17 protein-coding genes are annotated in these 16116 nt (G+C 70.8%); 7 read left to right on the forward strand and 10 right to left on the reverse strand.

Features of this window, described 5'->3' with window-relative positions; genetic code table 11:
- Positions 1–39 precede the first annotated feature (39 nt).
- Both BL253_RS44105 and BL253_RS28085 read right to left on the reverse strand, forming a co-directional pair.
- Positions 40–225, reverse strand: coding sequence for a DUF6174 domain-containing protein (locus BL253_RS44105; protein ID WP_338013756.1), 186 nt, complete (start codon positions 223–225; stop codon positions 40–42).
- Positions 226–330: 105 nt separating this feature from the next.
- Entirely contained in the window at positions 331–1857 is a 1527-nt protein-coding gene (locus BL253_RS28085; RefSeq protein WP_241835226.1) for a P-loop NTPase family protein, read from the reverse strand.
- A gap of 560 nt (positions 1858–2417) precedes the next feature.
- Here BL253_RS28085 and BL253_RS45530 point away from each other — a divergent pair.
- Positions 2418–3134, forward strand: coding sequence for a tetratricopeptide repeat protein (locus BL253_RS45530; protein WP_081438767.1), 717 nt, complete (start codon positions 2418–2420; stop codon positions 3132–3134).
- Positions 3135–3142: 8 nt separating this feature from the next.
- On the opposite strand, the gene BL253_RS28100 is transcribed toward BL253_RS45530, so the two are convergent.
- From BL253_RS28100 to BL253_RS28110, 3 genes are all read right to left on the reverse strand, one after another.
- A complete protein-coding gene (locus BL253_RS28100; protein WP_076820340.1) occupies positions 3143–3556 on the reverse strand; it encodes a nuclear transport factor 2 family protein in 414 nt (137 codons plus the stop codon).
- A 151-nt stretch (positions 3557–3707) separates the two neighbouring features.
- Positions 3708–3938 carry a hypothetical protein gene (locus BL253_RS28105; RefSeq protein WP_076820316.1) on the reverse strand — a complete coding sequence of 77 codons (231 nt, stop codon included), beginning with the start codon at positions 3936–3938 and terminating at the stop codon, positions 3708–3710.
- 6 nt (positions 3939–3944) lie between these two features.
- Positions 3945–4382, reverse strand: a complete 438-nt coding sequence (locus BL253_RS28110; protein ID WP_076820317.1) for a cupin domain-containing protein — start codon at positions 4380–4382, stop codon at positions 3945–3947.
- A 321-nt stretch (positions 4383–4703) separates the two neighbouring features.
- Here BL253_RS28110 and BL253_RS28115 point away from each other — a divergent pair, with 321 nt between their 5' ends.
- The gene (locus tag BL253_RS28115; RefSeq protein ID WP_076820318.1) at positions 4704–6491 is read left to right on the forward strand and encodes a serine/threonine-protein kinase; all 1788 of its coding nucleotides are present in this window, start codon (positions 4704–4706) and stop codon (positions 6489–6491) included.
- 37 nt (positions 6492–6528) lie between these two features.
- On the opposite strand, the gene BL253_RS28120 is transcribed toward BL253_RS28115, so the two are convergent.
- Positions 6529–7644, reverse strand: a complete 1116-nt coding sequence (locus BL253_RS28120) for a pyridoxal phosphate-dependent aminotransferase (RefSeq protein WP_081438768.1) — start codon at positions 7642–7644, stop codon at positions 6529–6531.
- Positions 7645–7708: 64 nt separating this feature from the next.
- On the opposite strand from BL253_RS28120, the gene BL253_RS28125 reads away from it, so the two are divergent.
- Together BL253_RS28125 and BL253_RS28130 are read left to right on the forward strand one after the other, a co-directional pair.
- A complete protein-coding gene (locus BL253_RS28125) occupies positions 7709–9145 on the forward strand; it encodes an aminotransferase-like domain-containing protein (protein WP_076820319.1) in 1437 nt (478 codons plus the stop codon).
- 84 nt (positions 9146–9229) lie between these two features.
- Positions 9230–9961 carry a flavodoxin family protein gene (locus tag BL253_RS28130; RefSeq protein ID WP_076820320.1) on the forward strand — a complete coding sequence of 244 codons (732 nt, stop codon included), beginning with the start codon at positions 9230–9232 and terminating at the stop codon, positions 9959–9961.
- Positions 9962–10140: 179 nt separating this feature from the next.
- Here the strand turns inward: BL253_RS28130 and BL253_RS28135 are convergent, their stop codons facing one another.
- The 4 genes from BL253_RS28135 to BL253_RS44115 all read right to left on the reverse strand — a co-directional run bounded on the left by BL253_RS28135 (position 10141) and on the right by BL253_RS44115 (position 13817).
- Positions 10141–10683, reverse strand: coding sequence for a hypothetical protein (locus tag BL253_RS28135; protein WP_198946427.1), 543 nt, complete (start codon positions 10681–10683; stop codon positions 10141–10143).
- A 707-nt stretch (positions 10684–11390) separates the two neighbouring features.
- Positions 11391–12374 (reverse strand): adenosine kinase, encoded by a 984-nt coding sequence (locus BL253_RS28140; RefSeq protein WP_076820322.1) that lies wholly within the window; start codon positions 12372–12374, stop codon positions 11391–11393.
- A 79-nt stretch (positions 12375–12453) separates the two neighbouring features.
- Positions 12454–13293 (reverse strand): DUF4232 domain-containing protein, encoded by an 840-nt coding sequence (locus BL253_RS28145; RefSeq protein WP_241835229.1) that lies wholly within the window; start codon positions 13291–13293, stop codon positions 12454–12456.
- On the reverse strand, positions 13224–13817 hold the full coding sequence (locus BL253_RS44115) for a winged helix-turn-helix transcriptional regulator (RefSeq protein WP_241835230.1): 594 nt from the start codon (positions 13815–13817) through the stop codon (positions 13224–13226). The genes BL253_RS28145 and BL253_RS44115 overlap by 70 nt, the downstream gene beginning before the upstream one ends.
- Here BL253_RS44115 and BL253_RS44120 point away from each other — a divergent pair.
- The 3 genes from BL253_RS44120 (at position 13710) to BL253_RS28160 (ending at position 16107) form a co-directional block, all read left to right on the forward strand.
- A complete protein-coding gene (locus BL253_RS44120) occupies positions 13710–13931 on the forward strand; it encodes a hypothetical protein (RefSeq protein ID WP_241835231.1) in 222 nt (73 codons plus the stop codon). The genes BL253_RS44115 and BL253_RS44120 overlap by 108 nt on opposite strands.
- A gap of 138 nt (positions 13932–14069) precedes the next feature.
- Positions 14070–14978: a zinc-binding dehydrogenase gene (locus tag BL253_RS28155; protein WP_076820324.1), complete on the forward strand. Its 909-nt coding sequence runs from the start codon at positions 14070–14072 to the stop codon at positions 14976–14978.
- Positions 14979–15030: 52 nt separating this feature from the next.
- Complete coding sequence (locus tag BL253_RS28160; protein ID WP_076820325.1) at positions 15031–16107, forward strand: alpha/beta hydrolase family protein; 1077 nt, start codon at positions 15031–15033, stop codon at positions 16105–16107.
- Positions 16108–16116: the final 9 nt, after the last annotated feature.

Below are 16116 nucleotides of genomic sequence, written 5' to 3' on the forward strand. Positions count from 1 at the left end.
GCCGGGCCGCCTGTCACGAATTGGCCGGCCCAGAACTGATCAACCAATGGTGACGTTGGAGACCGTGTAGGTGACCTCGTCGTCAGTGGACTGCCTGACCGGGTCGGTGACGACCCTCGTCGGGTAGGCGTCACCCCGCCGCCACTCGACCGACACCTCGTCGATGTCGGGATCGTTGGTGATCGCGATGAGGTCGTTGATCGTCTTACGCTTGAATGAGGCCAGTCGAAGAGGCCGAACGCGGACGCCGCGACTTCGTCGCTTGGAGCTTCGGGCCTGAGTTCAGGCCGCCCTCCCACGACGTGAGGGCGGAGCGGGTCTCCGGGCGGATCAGCCGTTGAGCACCGTGACGGTCCGGCCAGCCGGGCTCGTGGTGGTGGTGATCGTGGTGCGTTCGTCGATCGCGGGAGCGGCCTCGCGCTGGTCGAAGATGGCCAAGGTGCCGGTGGCGAGGTGGAGGCGGTCGAGGTAGCGGTCGAGCTGCTTGAGGCCGGCGGGAAGTGGGTTGGGTCTTCCGGTGCGCCAGGCCTTGATCTCGATGGCTTCGCGCTGGACGTGGCGGTTGTCGTCGGAGGCCTTGTAGGGCCAGCGGAGGTGGAGGTCGATACGGCCGGAGCCGACGGCGTACTCACGTTCGACCTGGCCGCCACCGTTCACGACACGCTGTAGGTAGCCCATGAGAATCAGCTGGGGTGCGGCCTCGCTGTAGTACCCGGTGCTGGTGAGGAACTCGCCGTTCTCGATCCACCAGTCGGCGAACTCGTCGAGCATCTTGGGAAGGTCGAAGGTGCCATCGGAGCGGATGAACGAACGCGGGTTGGCGGTGACRCTTTCCTGGATGCTCGAGGACAGGACCCGGGCAATGACCTCGCGGTAGATGGGGTTCGCGGGCCGAACAGGCGCGGTGGGCGCGACGAGACCAAGGTCGCGAACGTAGCTGAGGTCGTCGTCATAGGGATCGAGCACGAGTGGGTCGCCGGCGAGCAGTGGGCCAATGACGTTACGGACCCGCGGTTCAGCGAGCTTCGACGCGAGCGAGTCCAGGTGGGTTGCCCGCGTGAGAATGAGCTGTTCCTTCGCCCGCTCCAGATGCGCGACCGTGATCGCTTCCGCCACAGGGACGCGGATCTTCTCGACAACCTCACGGGCGAGGGCGTTGACCAGCCACGGCTGCCCAGCGGTGAGCTCATAGGCGTGCTCGACGGCGCCGGATGCGAACTGCTGACCGGTGTCCGCGGTGTGCTGACCGTAGAGCGCCGCCACCTCATCAGGCGTGAAGTCGCCCAAACGGAGCGACTCCAACTTGATGTTGAACGGACTCGCCGTCCCCAGCCGGGATGGATTGCCACCAGACGCGGCTTTGTAATCGCGGACATCGCGTAGCCCGCACAGGGCGACCGACCACGGGAACGGAGCCGGCCGACTGTTATAGCCGTCGCGGAGCTGCCCGAGCACGCTGAGCAGGCTCTGCCCCTGCAACGCGTCGATCTCGTCGAAGAACAGCACCAACGGCCTGGGACAGACCTCCGCCCACGCGCCCAGCGCGGTACTGAGCAGCGCCGCTTCAGGCGCCGCGGGCCACGTCGGCGGACGCAGCTCCGACGGCAGTTGCCACCGCGCGGCCTCCTTGATCCGTTCAAGGAGACCCAACGCGGTGGCTCCGAAATCGTCTCCAGCCGCACGAGCAGCCTCGCACGAGAAGTGCAACGCGGCATGGCGGCCCTGGAGCGTCAGCTCGTGCGCGAGCGCCCGCAGCGCGGTCGTCTTGCCAGTCTGGCGGGGAGCGTGCACGACGAAGTAGGCCTTGAGATCCACCAGCCCCGGCGCCTCCGGCAACCGAGACAGCGCCGGGATCATGTAATGCTCCGTCGGCAGGCACGGCCCAGCCGTGTTGAACCGACGACCCATCGACCCCGCCCTCCAACGCCTGGCGACCAGCGCCTGCTCCGCGCACCACCCTACGCGTGATCAACGATCAGCGGTTTCTCCCGCGCGACGAGGCGCTGTCGCGCGGCCGACGCCGGCCGCGGGGAGTCACTGGTGCGTGGGAGCCTTGCGATGTCGATCTACGCGGGCCGCATCCGCATCGGGTGGGTGGTCCTGGCGCGCCACTGGAGGCGAGCGTGGCGGTCTACTACTGTTCCGCCTACTTCTGCGACCGGATGATCTCGGTCTCGGCGATTCCCGGGGGCAACCCGGTGGCTCGCGCCAACCCGGGCTCGTTCGCCGGCCAGCACATGATCTGCGGTGACTGCAAACGCCGCTTCTGCCACCAGTGTGTGCAGGAGAAGGCGCGGTTGTTCGGCGCCGCGCTGTGCCCCCGGTGTCTCGGAACGCTCACCGACCCGGCCGACTAGCCGCAGGTCAAGGATCGGGCCGCCCCGGCCGAGGTCGACCTCGTCGAGCGCGGCAACGGACTGGCCCGCTCCGGCCGCGAGGGCGAGGCGCTCGCCGCGTTCAACGAGGCGCTTGAGCTGCGACCGCGCTACATAGACGCGCACTTCTACCAGGGTCTGATGCTCAACGATCTCGGCCGTACGGACGAGGCGGCCGCCGCCTACCGCCAGGTCCTCGGAATCGACCCGGGCCACCTGGGAACCCTGCTCAATCTGGGGCGGCTGTACCTGCGGAGCGACCAGTTGGACGAGGCGCTGGCCGTCTGCGAGCAGACGCTGCGGGCAGAGCCGAACTTCGTACTCGGCCACCTGGACAAGGCGGTCGTCCTGCACCTGATGAACCGTCTCGACGACGCCCTGGCCGCCTGCGCGCGGCCTGGAGATCGAGCGCGCCGGCGCGGGGGTCGGCTCGCTGCCGGACCGGACCAACCGGGCCACCGGCCAGAGCGTCAGGGCGGCGATCCTGCTCGACCTCGGCCAGTACGCCGAGGCGCTGGCGGCGGTCGACGCGGCGATCGCCGGCGGCGGCGCGACCTCGATCGACCGCCAGAACCGCGACGAGATCCTGGAAGCCCTCGCTCGCCACGGGCAAAGCCGGCGCACCTGACCGTTCGCTCGCCCGTCCAACCGGCGCATGCCGGCCGCCGCCCCAGATGCGTACGGGGCGTCGGCGACGTCATCAGGACTGTCGTGCGGCTTTTCGCCCCGCCGATCGCGCGGGTGCCGAGCCGAGCGTGACCGCCTGGTCAGTCGTTCTTCKGCTTGCTGATGTCCATCCGGAGGCGAGTCAGCTTTGAGGATTTGATCCGCCAGGAACCGTCGTTCTTTTCGTAGGTCTCGTGGTAGTGGCCGAACCCGATCAGGTCGGATCCATCCGGGAAACGAACTCGATCCTCCATCGCCCAGATACCGTCGGCCGTCGAGGGTGACGTTATGCCGATCTCCGGGGTATGGCACTGATGGACCGTGACCGTGCCCGCGAGCGCGACCACCAGGAATTCCAGAAACGCATCCGCGCCGGTGACGACGTTGCCACCAGAATCCGTCGTGTCGATCACCAGATCATCCGTGAAGAGCTGGCGGAAACCCGCCCAGTCCTTTGTGTCGAGTAACCGGCAGTATTGGGCCTTGAGCTGCTTGATCGGCTCGATGTCTTCCACGAGTCCCACTCGCCGTCCTATCCGAAATCAGGTCTTGCTCGACGTAGCTCGATGTGGACCGAACGGCCGGTCACGGAGGGCGCCGAGCGCCGGCGCCGGCCAGGTCGGCGCGGGCACCTGGGTCAGGCGCCGTGATGCCGATCATGTTTCGTCAACTTACCTGCCCTTGCTTCCGCACGCCGGATTCTCCGGGTACGACCGACCCTGGAGCCTGCTCCACGGCGCCCAGCAGCGGCGCGCCGGCGCCGGACCATACGGCGCCCTCAGCGCCGTCGATCGCGCCGACACCAGCGGTGGCCAGATCCACGCGAAAGCCCGCGCCGGCAGCGCCGGCCGCGCCGGCCGCGCCCGAGCCGGCGGCCGGTCGGATCACCTGGGTCAAACTCGGTCAGTCGGTGCGCGAGGCTCGGCGACCCTGACGTCGGACGAGTTCGTCCTCGTCCACGAGCGTAAGCATCGGTTTGCCTGGTTCGCAGAGCATCGTGACGGTGAAGCGCACCGGGATGTCGTCGCGGTTGTTGCCGTCCTGGTAGTGGATGACGTCGCCACCCGGCTCCCAGAAGGCCTCGCCGGGCCGGACGACACGCGCCGGCTCACCTTCGAGCTCGAACACCATCTCGCCGGCCAGCACATAGCCGAAGGCCGGCCCGGAGTGCCGATGTGGCGGCGTACCAGGGTCACCCGGCGGGAACTCGACGACGATGGTCATCGCGTGCGCACCCGCCGGGACGAAAGCAGGTTCCACCTCCTGCACCACGGTGATCGCCGACCGCCACGCGTCCGATCGCGGCTTCCGCGAGGCGGTCGACGGCTCGACGTCCGACATGGAAAGATCTCCCTGGAGAGCAATGCGGAGGGTCCTCTGGTCTCACGAGACCAGGCAACCTCGCGGGCCGCGGCGGCTCGCTCCTCTGGCTATCCCCGGCGCGACCGGCCGCACGCCACGACTCAGCCACAGCTCAGAGGTGGACCGCCGACACGGCGACCGGCCCAGCCMCTGACCGGCAAGCGGGGTATCCACCACGGCCGGTGTCAACGTGATCGCCGGAACGTGACCGCTTTGCGGCGATCCGTGGCCGGATGACTAGACTGCCCTCACCATGGCGCGGCAGCGAAAGTCGGGCGGCAGGGCCCCCCGGGGCACTCGGTGATCGTTGACCGGGAGCGGGTGGAGAAGGCGCTGCCTGGCTACCACATCGCCGAGCGGTTGGGGTCCGGAGCGTCCGGGCTTGTGCTGGCCGGCGAGCATCTGCGGATAGGCCGCCCAGTCGCGATCAAGGTAATGGGCACTGAGGACGCCGGCGACTCGACGGACGGCTTCGCCGCCGAGGCGCGGGTGCTGGCGACGTTGGACCATCCCCACGTGCTGCGCGTGCACGACTATGTCGAGGCCGAGGGTCTGTGCCTCGTGGTGATGGAACTGCTGGCGGGGGGCACGCTGACCGACCGCCAGGTGGGGATCGGGCCGGAGCAGGCCTGCGCGGTGGGGTTGGCGGTGGCGGGCGCGTTGGCGCACGCGCACGGCCACGGGGTGCTGCACCGTGACATCAAGCCCAGCAACATCCTGTTCGCCGCCGACGGGACCCCCAAGGTCAGCGACTACGGACTCGCGAAGCTGCTCGAGGGGTCGGCGGCCACCGCCAGCCGGATGGTGGGCACCCCGCTGTATATGGCGCCGGAGCAGATCCAGGGCGGTCGGCTGGGGCCGGGAACCGACCTGTACGCGCTGGGGATGGTGCTCTACCGGCTGCTGGCCGGCCAGCCGCCCTTTGATCCGAAGCTGCCGGCGCCGGCCCTGTGGTTCCAGCACGCGACCGAGCCACCACCGCCGATGACGGGTGTGGACCCCCGGCTCGCCGCCGTGGTTCTCCGCGCGTTGGCGAAATCCCCCGAGGACCGGCACCCGGATGCCACCGCGTTCGCGCTCGACCTCGCGCGCGCCGCCACCCAGGCGCTCGGCTCCGGCTGGACCGCCCGTGCGGGGTTGCCGCTGCATCTCGATGACGCCGTCCGCCGTGCCGCCGACGACTCCCAGGACCGACCGGCCAGCCAGCCAAACGCCCCGGCCTGCTCCGAGACACCCCAGCCCGTCACCGCACAGGCGACCGAGCCCGCGTCGCTGGTTGCGCCGCGGAGGTCTCCCGCCGCCGTGCCACCGGAGCCTTCCGCCAGCAGCGCGCTCGAGCCACTCGTTGGATCGTCGTCGCCGCCCGCGGAAACGGACACGAAAGCGGGCGTTGCCAAAGGCGGGTCGCGGCGCGGAGCACGGCTGGCCGCGGTCGGCGCGGTCGTGGCGGCCGCCTTGGCGATACCGGCGGTGCTGTTCGGCCCCGAATTCCTGTCCGGGGGTGATCAGCCGGCGGCGAGAGGTGGAACCGATCCGCTCGTCACCGCGAGTCCTCAGGACGTCCCGGCCACGTCCGCCTCGGAAACGACACATCCCTCCTTCACCCCCACCGCGCTGGGCACATCGGCCCCCGCGGCCGCGATCAGTACTCAGCCCCAGGCCCCTGCCTCCTCGGCCGTCGCGTCCGGGACCGCGCCGGCCAGAACAAACCCGCCGCCCAACCCGGGCCAGGCCGGCCCCGCGAGCCCTGAGAACGACCCGAACTATCAGCAGGGCTCGGCCGTCGACGTTCCCGGCTGCGCCGGCTGGATGGACTACGCCAACCTTCTCTACGGAACGCTCTCCGCCGGAGCCGCCTCCTGCGCCGGTGAGGTCACCACCACCGACGAAGCCTATGGAGCCGAGCCTTCGAGCGTCAGCCTCACGGCGGCGAACCATACCGAGGCAAACTCCAGTCCGCCGGCCTTCCTCTATTTCGGCTACTACAAGTTCTCCGTGCGGATCTGTATCTGGAACCAGAACGACCCGACCGGCAGGAGATGCTCTCCCGTGTACGTCGACACCCAGGGAAGCATCTCGCGGAGATGACCCGGCTGCCCGCCGGGCGAGCCGGCCGCCGGGAGGCTCAGCCGGCGAGGGCGGTGGTGAGGGCGGTGGCGAGCCGGTCGAGCGCCGCGCTGAAGTCGTGGGGCGCGAGGTGGCCGAAGCCGACCCGGAACACCCGGTCGTGCTCGCCGAACCAGGAGCCCGGCGCCACCCGGGTCTCGAGTGTGGCGAGGCGGGCGTAGAAGCCGGCGACCGCGTCGTCCGGGAACCGGTCGGCGGGCAGGCGCAGGCAGCAGATGGCCCCGCCGTCCGGGCGCACGATCTCCACGGGCTGGTCCTGTGCCCAGGCGGACAGCTCGGCGAGCGCGCGCTCCAGCCGCCGGGCCCGGGGCGCGAGGATCGCGGCCCGCTGGCGCAGCAGGTGGACGGCGAGGAGCTCGTCGAGGGTGGAGCAGGCGATCGTGGTGACGAACTTGGCCTCGCGCAGCCGTGCGGACAGGTCGGCGTCGGTGGTGGTCAGCCAGCCGAGCCGCAGGCCCGGCGCGCCGTGGGCCTTGGACAGCGACGAGCAGGTGACGACCCGGGCCGAGAGGGCCGCGGCGGACGGCGGGACCGGCCCGTCGCCGTAGGTGGACTCGCGGTAGGTCTCGTCGACCAGGACGACCGCGCCGGGCGCGCGGTCGGCGACCGCGGCGAGCAGGGCGCGCATCTCGTCGTCGGTGAACCGGACGCCCGACGGGTTCTGCGGCGAGGCGACCGACACCAGCCGGGTCCGCTCGGTGAGCGCGTCGGTGAGCGCGTCGAGCGGGAGCCGGTAGCCGCCGTCGAACGACGACGTGACCAGGTCCACCCGCGCGCCCAGGCCTTCCGGAACGCTCCGGGCGGGCGGGAAGCACGGCGTGACCAGGGCGACCCGGTCGCCCGGCGCGCAGGTCGCCTGGGTGAGCAGGAACATCGCCTCGATCGCGCCGACCGTCACCAGTACCTCGTCGGCGCCGACTCCGGCACCCGCGGCGATCAGCCCGCGCAGTTCCTCGTCGCCGTGCGAGGTGCCGTAGCCGAGCGCGACGTCCTTCAGCTCGGCCGGTTCGACGAGCTCGCCGAGGCTCAGCGGCGGGCAGGTGCTCTCGCCGAGGTCGTGACGCACCGGGCTGTCGATCAGGGCGGAGATGGCGCTGGGCGCGAACGTCGTCATGGTGTCCATCGTCGGAACGGGACCGCCGCCAGAGCAGAGCCAATCCCACTAGATTGGACCGCCGATGGAGCCAATCGGATGGGTGGAACGCCTCGGCCGGTGGTCGTCGGGTCGCGGGCCGTTGTACGTGCTGCTCGCGGCGCGGATACGGGCGCTGATCGACGACGGCGACCTGCCCCCCGGGGCACGCCTCCCGCCTGACCGCGCGCTGGCGGCGGCGCTCGCCGTCGGCCGCGGCACGGTCGTCACCGCCTACGACCTGCTGGCTGTGGAAGGCCGCATCACGCGCAGGCAGGGCAGCGGAACCCGGGTAGCAGGAGACTCCCGCGAGCCGCCGCGGGCGACCGCGCAGACGCCGGCGTTCCTGCACCTGCTCGAGCCGAGGGACGGTGTCCTCCTGCTGGCATGCGCCGCGCCCGACGCCCCGCCCGCCGAGCTGATCGACGCCTACGCCCGGGCCGTGCCGCGGCTGGCCGGCATCACCGGCGACATCGGCTACCACCCGATGGGCCTCCCGGCGCTGCGCCGCGCCATCGCCGAGCGCTACCAGCGGCGGGGCGTGCCCACCACGCCCGACCGGGTCCTCGTCACCAGCGGCGGGCAGCAGGCGCTGTCCCTGCTGGCTCGCGCTCTGCTGCGGCCGGGCGACCGGGTGCTCGTCGAGACACCCACCTACCCCGGTGCGCTGGAGGCCTTCCGTGGACAGGGCGCGCTGGTGCGCGGGCTGCCGGTCGGGCTCGACAAGCTCGACCGGCTCGCGACCGCGACCGCCGGGCACCGGCCCGCGCTCGCCTACGTGATCGCCTCCTTCCACAATCCCACCGGCGCGGTCCTGCCCACCCTGCGCCGCCAGCGCCTCGCGCGGACCGCGGCCGCCGCGGGCGTCGCCCTCATCGACGACGAGGCCCTCGCCGACCTCGGCTTCCCCGGCGCCGGGGAGCCACCGCCGCCGCTGGCGGCCCACGACGACCAGGTGATCACGATCGGGTCGTTGAGCAAGGCCGTCTGGGGTGGCCTGCGAGTCGGCTGGGTGCGTGCCCCGGCGCCGCTCGTCGCCCGGTTGGGCCGGCTACGAGCGGTGCACGACCTCGGCGGCAACATCCCCGCCCAGCTCGCCGCCGCCGACCTGCTGGGCTGCCTCGACACCATCCAGCGCCGCGAGGCCGCACGGCGACAGGCCCACCACGACCACCTGCGCGCCGAGCTCGCCCGCCACCTCCCCGACTGGGACGCGCCCGCCGTGCCCGGCGGCCAGACGCTGTGGGTCCGCCTCCCCCACGGCGACGGCACCTCGTTCGCCCAGACGGCGCTGCGTCACGGCGTCGCGGTCCTCCCGGGCACCGGCCTGGACGCGAACGCGGGCAGCCACGAATACCTGCGCCTGCACTTCCTCGCCACCCCGGAGGACCTCAGCGAAGCCGTCCGCCGCCTCACCACCGCCTGGCACGCCTACCGCCCACAGCCCCACCCCACCCCCTCCACCCCGACCCTGGCGATCTGACCGCCGGCCCAGCACGCAAGGAGCTGAAAGCCGTAAGGACCAGGTAATGACTCTCGACCTCGGTGATCAGTAAGATTTTCGATCATGGACGGCCTCAACACCGACTTCTCCGGTCTCAGCGCGCTCTTCATCAACACGACGCTGACCAGATCGCCCGGAATCAGCCACACCCAACTGCTCGTCGAAGCCAGCGCGTCGATCATGACGAAGCACGGAGTACGCGTCGACCAGTTCCGAGCCGTCGACCATCCGATCGCGACCGGTGTCTACCCCGACATGCGGGAGCACGGATGGCCAACCGACGCATGGCCGGAGCTGTTCGAACGGGTCCTGGCCGCGGACATCCTCGTGATCGCCGGCCCCATCTGGCTCGGCGACAACAGCAGCGAGACCAAAAAGATCATCGAGCGGCTCTACGCGCACTCCGGTGAACTCAACGACAAGGGACAGTGGCTCTACTACGGCAAGGTGGGCGGCTGCCTCATCACCGGGAACGAGGACGGCATCAAACACTGCGCGTCGAACGTCCTGTACAGCCTGYAGCACATTGGCTACAGCGTCGCCCCCCAGTCCGACGCCGGCTGGATCGGAGAGGCCGGCCCCGGCCCGAGCTACGGCGACACGCTCGAGAACGGCGCCCGCGTCGGGCTTGACAACGAGTTCACCAACCGGAACACCACCTTCATGACCTGGAACCTGATGCACCTCGCCCGCCTTCTCCGCTCCGCCGGCGGGTTCCCGGCCCATGGCAATCAGCGGCAGGAGTGGGACGCCGGCGCGCGCTTCGACTTCCCCAATCCCGAGTACCGCTCCTGACTCGGCGACGGGTAGATCATGGGACCACCTCGGGACGGGTTCCCTTACTGGGCAGAGTCACCCGCCTCGAACAGGTAGGCCGGCTTCTTCCACCAGGCCGCCGAGACGCGCGCACATATACATGTGCGCGCGCGCGTCTCGGCGGGGCTGCCGCGCCGTCGAGGGCGCGGCGGGTGGCCTCAGCTGGGCGTCGGTACCRCCGGGAGAGCGGGCAGGCTCGTCGTCGGCGCGCCGGCCGGGGTGCCGTCGTTCGCCGGCTGCCGCGGGTACCAGCAGACGGTCGCCCACTCGGCGCCGCGATCACCGCCGAAGTACCAGCCACCGGGCAGGAACGTCCCCCAGTCGACTGTCAGGGGCGTCGAGTAGTCCGGTGGTAGCTCGCTCGGGATCTGGAACGGCAGCGCGCCCTGGTGGCAGCCGGTGCCGCCCGTGCGCACGACGGGGTGGCCCACCTTGAACTGGGTACGGCAGGTGATCATTGTCGTCGGCGGCCAGTAGTATCCACTCAGCGCGTAGAAGCCGGTCTCGACGTGGACGGCCGGGTGAACCGGAGCGTCCGTACCAGGGACGATGATGTCCGTCCGGGTACCGCCGCAGCTCGCGCTCGGCACGCCGCCGGCCTGGGCCGCGCCGGCCCCGCTCGCGATGAGCGCGAACGACGCGGCGAGCAGCACCGGCACCAGCGCCCAGCGTGTTCTCCTTGGCCTTGCTGTTCTCAGCATCCTCGAATACCTCCTCGTCTCGTGCCGGTGGGCACGACTGCGGCTGGCGGCGCCCGCGTCGAAATCAGGCCCGGCGGGCCGACGCCCCCCATGGCGTCGGTGTTCCGCTTGGATCGGCGGGACGCCGGACGGCAGATTAGACCCGAGGAATAGGCGGAGAAGGAATCCGGGCCGAGCGTCGCCATGTCGGGAACCCGACGCGCCATACGCGCGCCCGGCGGGCTCCGCGGCGCTCACGTGACCGGAGCCGTCGGGATCATCTCATTCCCGGGCGATACTGTCGATGCGGATGCCGTGGCCGGATTTCATCGGTTCGCGAGGCGGTTTTTCGAGACAGCGACCTGCCACGTCAGACTGCGGGGCCGCGGGCTCAGGGAGCGCGCTCGGAGGTACCTCGAATGCGGTTCCCACATCATTCACTCACACAGCCGTGTAGAAGATCCCTCGCGTCCTCGGACCACGATGGCGTCAGAGAGAAGAGGGGATCCAGCGACGACCTCGAACCCGGTGGGCGCGAAAACGCGACAGAACCGATCTTGCGACAGATCCGCGAGGCGAACGTCGGGTGCTCGTCATGAAGCGGAGCCAGCTTGGCCAGCCGACGTCATCGGCCCATTCACGGCCACATTTCCGCCAGACCATCGTGCAACCTTATTGTGCACAGCCGATCTAATTCCACCCGACTCGCGCGGCGTCGAGCTTGCGCATCAGCGCAGGATCGGGGCGCACAACCCCGCCAGGCTCACCAGCGGGCGCGGGCCCAGATGGGAGACGATCTCGGCGGCGGCGACGGATCCGAGCCGGCCGCWGGTCGCCAGGTCACGGCCCTGCGTGTAGCCGTGGAGAAAGCCCGCGGCGTAGGCGTCGCCGGCGCCTGTGGTGTCCACGACCTCCGCCACGGGCTCCGCCGGGATCTCGTACAGATCGTCCCCGAGAGCGATGACCGAGCCCTTCTCCGATCGGGTGGCCACCACAAGGACATCGCGGCCGGCCATGGCCCCGAGCGCGGTCTCGAAGGAGTCCGCCCCGGTCAGTGCCCTGAGCTCGGCCTCGTTCGCGAAGATGATGTCGACGTCGTCGACCACGGCCTCCCGGAATGCCGCGAGGTGCCGGTCGACGCACGCCGGGTCGGAGAGCGTGACCGCCACGGCGCGTCCCGCGGCGTGCGCCACCGTCATCGCCGCGCGCACCGCCTCCACAGCGCGCGGCGAGTCCCACAGGTAGCCCTCGAAGTACACGACCTTGGCCCCCGAGACGAGCTCCTCGTCGACGTCGTCCGGGCTCAGCTCCGCGCACGCCCCGAGGTAGGTGTTCATGGTGCGCTCGCCGTCCGGAGTCACGACGACCAGTGAGCGTGCCGTGGCCGGCCCGTCGCTGGCCAGCGTGGTACGGAACTCCACGCCCTTCGAGCGGATGTCGTCGACGAAGACGGCGCCGAGCGCGTCGTCGCGGACCTTGCCGATGTAGCCGATCGCCCCGCCCAACGAGGCCGCGCAGGCCATCGTGTTGGCACACGAGCCGCCCGACACCTCCACCGTCGAGCTCATGCTGGCGTGGAGGGAGTGGGCACGGTCGCCATCGATCAGCGTCATGCCGCCCTTGCGCAGGCCATGCGCGGCGATGAAGGATTCTTCCTCCCGCGACAGGACGTCCACAATCGCGTTGCCGATGCCGAGAACATCCAACTCCATACCCGCGCCGTTCCTCCCTCATTGGGCAGACGAACGCCGCACATGCTACGTTAACGGCCGGAGGACGCGTCGACTGGTTCTACGTGGGTGGGTGTGCCCAGGGTTGCGCGGCCAGTCTGCCGGTGGTACCGAGGTCGAGGTGGAGCGTCACGATCACCGGATCGGCACCCTGTTGGGCTCGGACCCGGACGTACGGGATGTTGACGGGGGCGGGGCCGAGTTCGGTGGTATTGCGCCACATGAGGGCCGAACGGGCGCTCTCGCCTGGCTTCAGGACCAGCGGGCCGGCGGGCTCGTCGAATCCGGGCACGGTGGCGATGCCGCCGCTCCCGTGCACGATCTGGACACCGTCGACGCGTGACCGGTCGTCGTCCAGCAGTTCCAGGAGCGGGTAGCCCTCAAGTGGGTAGTCGCGCGTCCCGCAGTTCTCCAGGTCCAGACTCACCGCGCGCAGTCCCATCGCGGCGTCGACGTCACCGGCGGTGAGGCGGATGCCGGAGGACGGGCACTCGCCAGGCGCGGGGGGCGCCTCAGCGGCGGGTACCGAGGTCACCTCGGCGACCTTGACGCGGGTCACCGGGGACGCGCCAGGGGCCAGCACCCCCAGCCGGACCGTGCCACGCACGATCGCGCCGGGGCCGACCGCGCGCACGGTCTCATAGGTGTTGGCCATGACCTCACCGGCGTCCGTGGTGAAGTCGAACAGGATCGTGTAGGTCAGCGCCTCGGCGTTGTCGTTGGTGACCTCGTACGAGGCCGAGATCCCGGAGTCGTGGGCGGGGAACGGGTCGACCCGGCCAGGGGATCCGCCGGGGCCGGAGCCTGGGTTGGGCGTGCCCGAGGGAACGGTCAGCTGGGTGATCCGGACGCCGTCCACAGGCGGCTCGGTCGCGGAGATCCGGGCCGCGGGCGTGGCCACGCCCGCGCCGAGGGTGCCCGCCTGTTCGGATCCGCACGCGGCGAGCAGCAGAAACGCGGCGAGGGCCGGAAGGTGGCGAACGGCTCTGCGCATCCGGCTATCCCATCAGGCCCGAGGCTCGGGGTCGCACCACCAGCCGCCACCTGGCTCTGAGTGACGCTCTGAACGCTCCAGCTGACCACCGCCTGCCATGTGGCTGGCGGCTGCTCCGCGCGTCCACCCACTCCCTCTCTCGGCGCTGGTGGTGACGGYCACGGACGAGGCGACGATTGCCCGACGCGCTCGTCGAAGGCGGCGCGGGCGTCGTCCACCTCCTGGATATGGGTGTAGGCCCAGATCCRTAGCTCGGCGATGCGTGAGGACAGGCTCTGGCCGAGCGGGGTCAGGCAGTAGTCGACGTGAGGTGGGATGACCGCGTGGACGGTTCGCTCGACGAGTCCGTCCCGTTCGAGGCCGCGGACGGTCTGGGTGAGCATCTTCTGGCTGATGCCGTCGACGGTTCGGCGCAGTTCCTGGAACCGCAGCGTGCCGCCCTCCAGTGCGTAGAGCACGAGCAGGCTCCACTTGTCGCCGATGCGGTCGACGATCTGCCGGGTCGGGCAGGCGGCGGCGAGGACGTCGTAGCGTCCGTCGGCTGAGGCGGCGGCCGAGGCCATGGGTCTCCTCCCTGGTTTCGGAAAAGTGCCTATAGCACTATTTGTTGCCTACTTTCGGAACGAGCCTAGCCGCGCCAATCTCGGGGGGCCGAACGGAACAGTCCTGAGGAGTTACGCGCTATGTGGGCGTTGGTGTCAGACGGGTACGGCTCGGTCCGCCTCGACGAGGTGGACGACCCCGACCCCGGCCCGTCGGAGATCGTGATCGGGGTGACGGCGTTCTCCGTCAACCGCGGCGAGACGCTCCAGCTCGAAGCGCCGGCCCCGGGCTGGCGACCGGGCAAGGACATCGCCGGTCGCGTCCTCGCCGCCGCCGATGGCTTCGGCCCACCGGCGGGGACGGCGGTGGTGGCGCACGTGCCGTCATCCGGATGGGCCCAGCGGGTGGCGGTGGCCCACACAACGGTGGTCGAGCTGCCCGCGCAGGTCGACGCGACCACGGCGGCGGCGCTGCCCCTGGCCGGGCTCACCGCGCTGCGGTTGCTGCGCAGGGTCGGCCCGCTTCCCGGCATCTCGATCCTGATCACCGGAGCCAGCGGTGGGGTCGGGCACTACGTCACCGAGCTGGCGGTCGCCGCAGGCGCCGAGGTCACCGCGGTGTCCGCCAGCCTCGAGCGCGGCGGGCGGCTGGCCACCCTGGGCGCGAACGTCGTGACCGACGTCGAGCAGGCCCAGGGCCGTTTCGACGTCGTCCTGGACTCCGTCGGTGGGCCAGGCTTCACCGCTGCCCGCCGCAAGGCATACCCGGCCGGGCGGGTGCTCTGGTTCGGGCAGGCCAGCCGCCAGCCGATCAGTGTCGACTTCTTCGACTGGATTGACGGCACCGCCGGTGCGGCGATCGAGCAGTTCCACTACGCCGGGACACCGGAGGCGGACGCCGCCGACCTGCGCACGCTGGTGCGGCTCGTCCACCGGGGCCAGCTGCGCCCCGAGATCGGTGTCGTCGACTCCTGGACCCGCACGGCCCACGTCATCGAGGACCTGCGCGCTCGACGTATTCGCGGAAACGCCATCCTCACCGTCGAGTAGATGCCTGGTCGAGTAGATGCCCGCCGGATCACCTTCAAGGGGAGCGCCATCCATGTCCTGGTTCGTCGACGACGCGGACGTCGCCACGATCGCCGCGGTCTGCCGGTCCCGCGCGATCAGCGCCGGCGTCGACCCGTTCCGCTATGACAACCTCACGGCCGGCCTCGCCTCGCTGCGGGACTGGCTACCCGCCTTCATCGCGATCGCCGAGCAGGACGCCAGGACCGCCGAGGCCGCCGAGCAGGACGCGCGCACCGCGACCGCCCGCCACGCCTGGCGAGCAGCGGCGGCGGCGGCCCACATCGCGAACACCCTGCCCAACCCCGACCTGACCAGGGCCGTCGCCGCGGACCGGCAGGCGGTCGACGCGCTACGCCGCTACGCCGTACTCGGTGGCACGGTGCACGACCTGCGGCCCGGACCAGGCGAGCCGCGGTTCGAGGGCGAACTKCGCCTGCCCGCGGGCGTCGACGACGCCCCGCCGCCGGTAGCCGTCATCGTCCCCGGCCTCGATTCCGGGCGCGCCGAGTTCCTCGACCTCGCCGACGCGCTGCTCGCCCGCGGCCTCGCCGTCGCCGCCATCGACGGACCGGGCCAGGGCACGCTCGCGGACGAGCCACCCCAGCCGGCCTACCAGCAGGTAACCAGCGCCGTGATCGACCGACTGACGGCCCTGGACGTGACCGATCCCGACCGTGTCGTGCTCATCGGTCTCAGCCTCGGTGGCCTCTACGCGATGCGGTCCGCGGCCGCCGACGCCCGCGTCCGCGCGGTCGCGACCGTCAGCGGGCCGTACCCGATGCCGACGTGGGACGCGCTGCCCGCGTTCGCCATCGACACCCTGACCATCCGATGCGGCGGCGCGGACCAGGCGCGGGCGGTCACCGCCGCACTCGCGCATCCAGACCTGCCCGCCGCCATTCACCAACCTCTCCTCGTCGTCGCCGGCGGTGCGGACGAGCTCCCGTCACCGGCCCAGGCACGACACATCGCCACCACCGCGCCCGCCGGAGAACTGCTCCTCGTTCCCGGCGGCGACCACCTGCTCGGCAACACCCGCTGGCAGTGGCTCGACCACACCGCCGACTGGCTCACCGAAAACGCGGCAGCCCACGCCACGAAGAAATAGCCGGAGCAT

Source organism: Pseudofrankia asymbiotica (genome assembly GCF_001983105.1).
Classification (GTDB): Bacteria; Actinomycetota; Actinomycetes; order Frankiales; family Frankiaceae; genus Pseudofrankia; species Pseudofrankia asymbiotica.

What these genes read in the sequence shown, in the direction of transcription:
- BL253_RS28120 (WP_081438768.1), bottom strand. Translation starts at nt 7,644, where the DNA reads ATGACGACGTTCGCGCCCAGCGCCATCTCCGCCCTGATCGACAGCCCG.
- BL253_RS28110 (WP_076820317.1), bottom strand. Translation starts at nt 4,382, where the DNA reads ATGTCGGACGTCGAGCCGTCGACCGCCTCGCGGAAGCCGCGATCGGAC.
- BL253_RS28125 (WP_076820319.1), top strand. Translation starts at nt 7,709, where the DNA reads ATGGAGCCAATCGGATGGGTGGAACGCCTCGGCCGGTGGTCGTCGGGT.
- BL253_RS28155 (WP_076820324.1), top strand. Translation starts at nt 14,070, where the DNA reads ATGTGGGCGTTGGTGTCAGACGGGTACGGCTCGGTCCGCCTCGACGAG.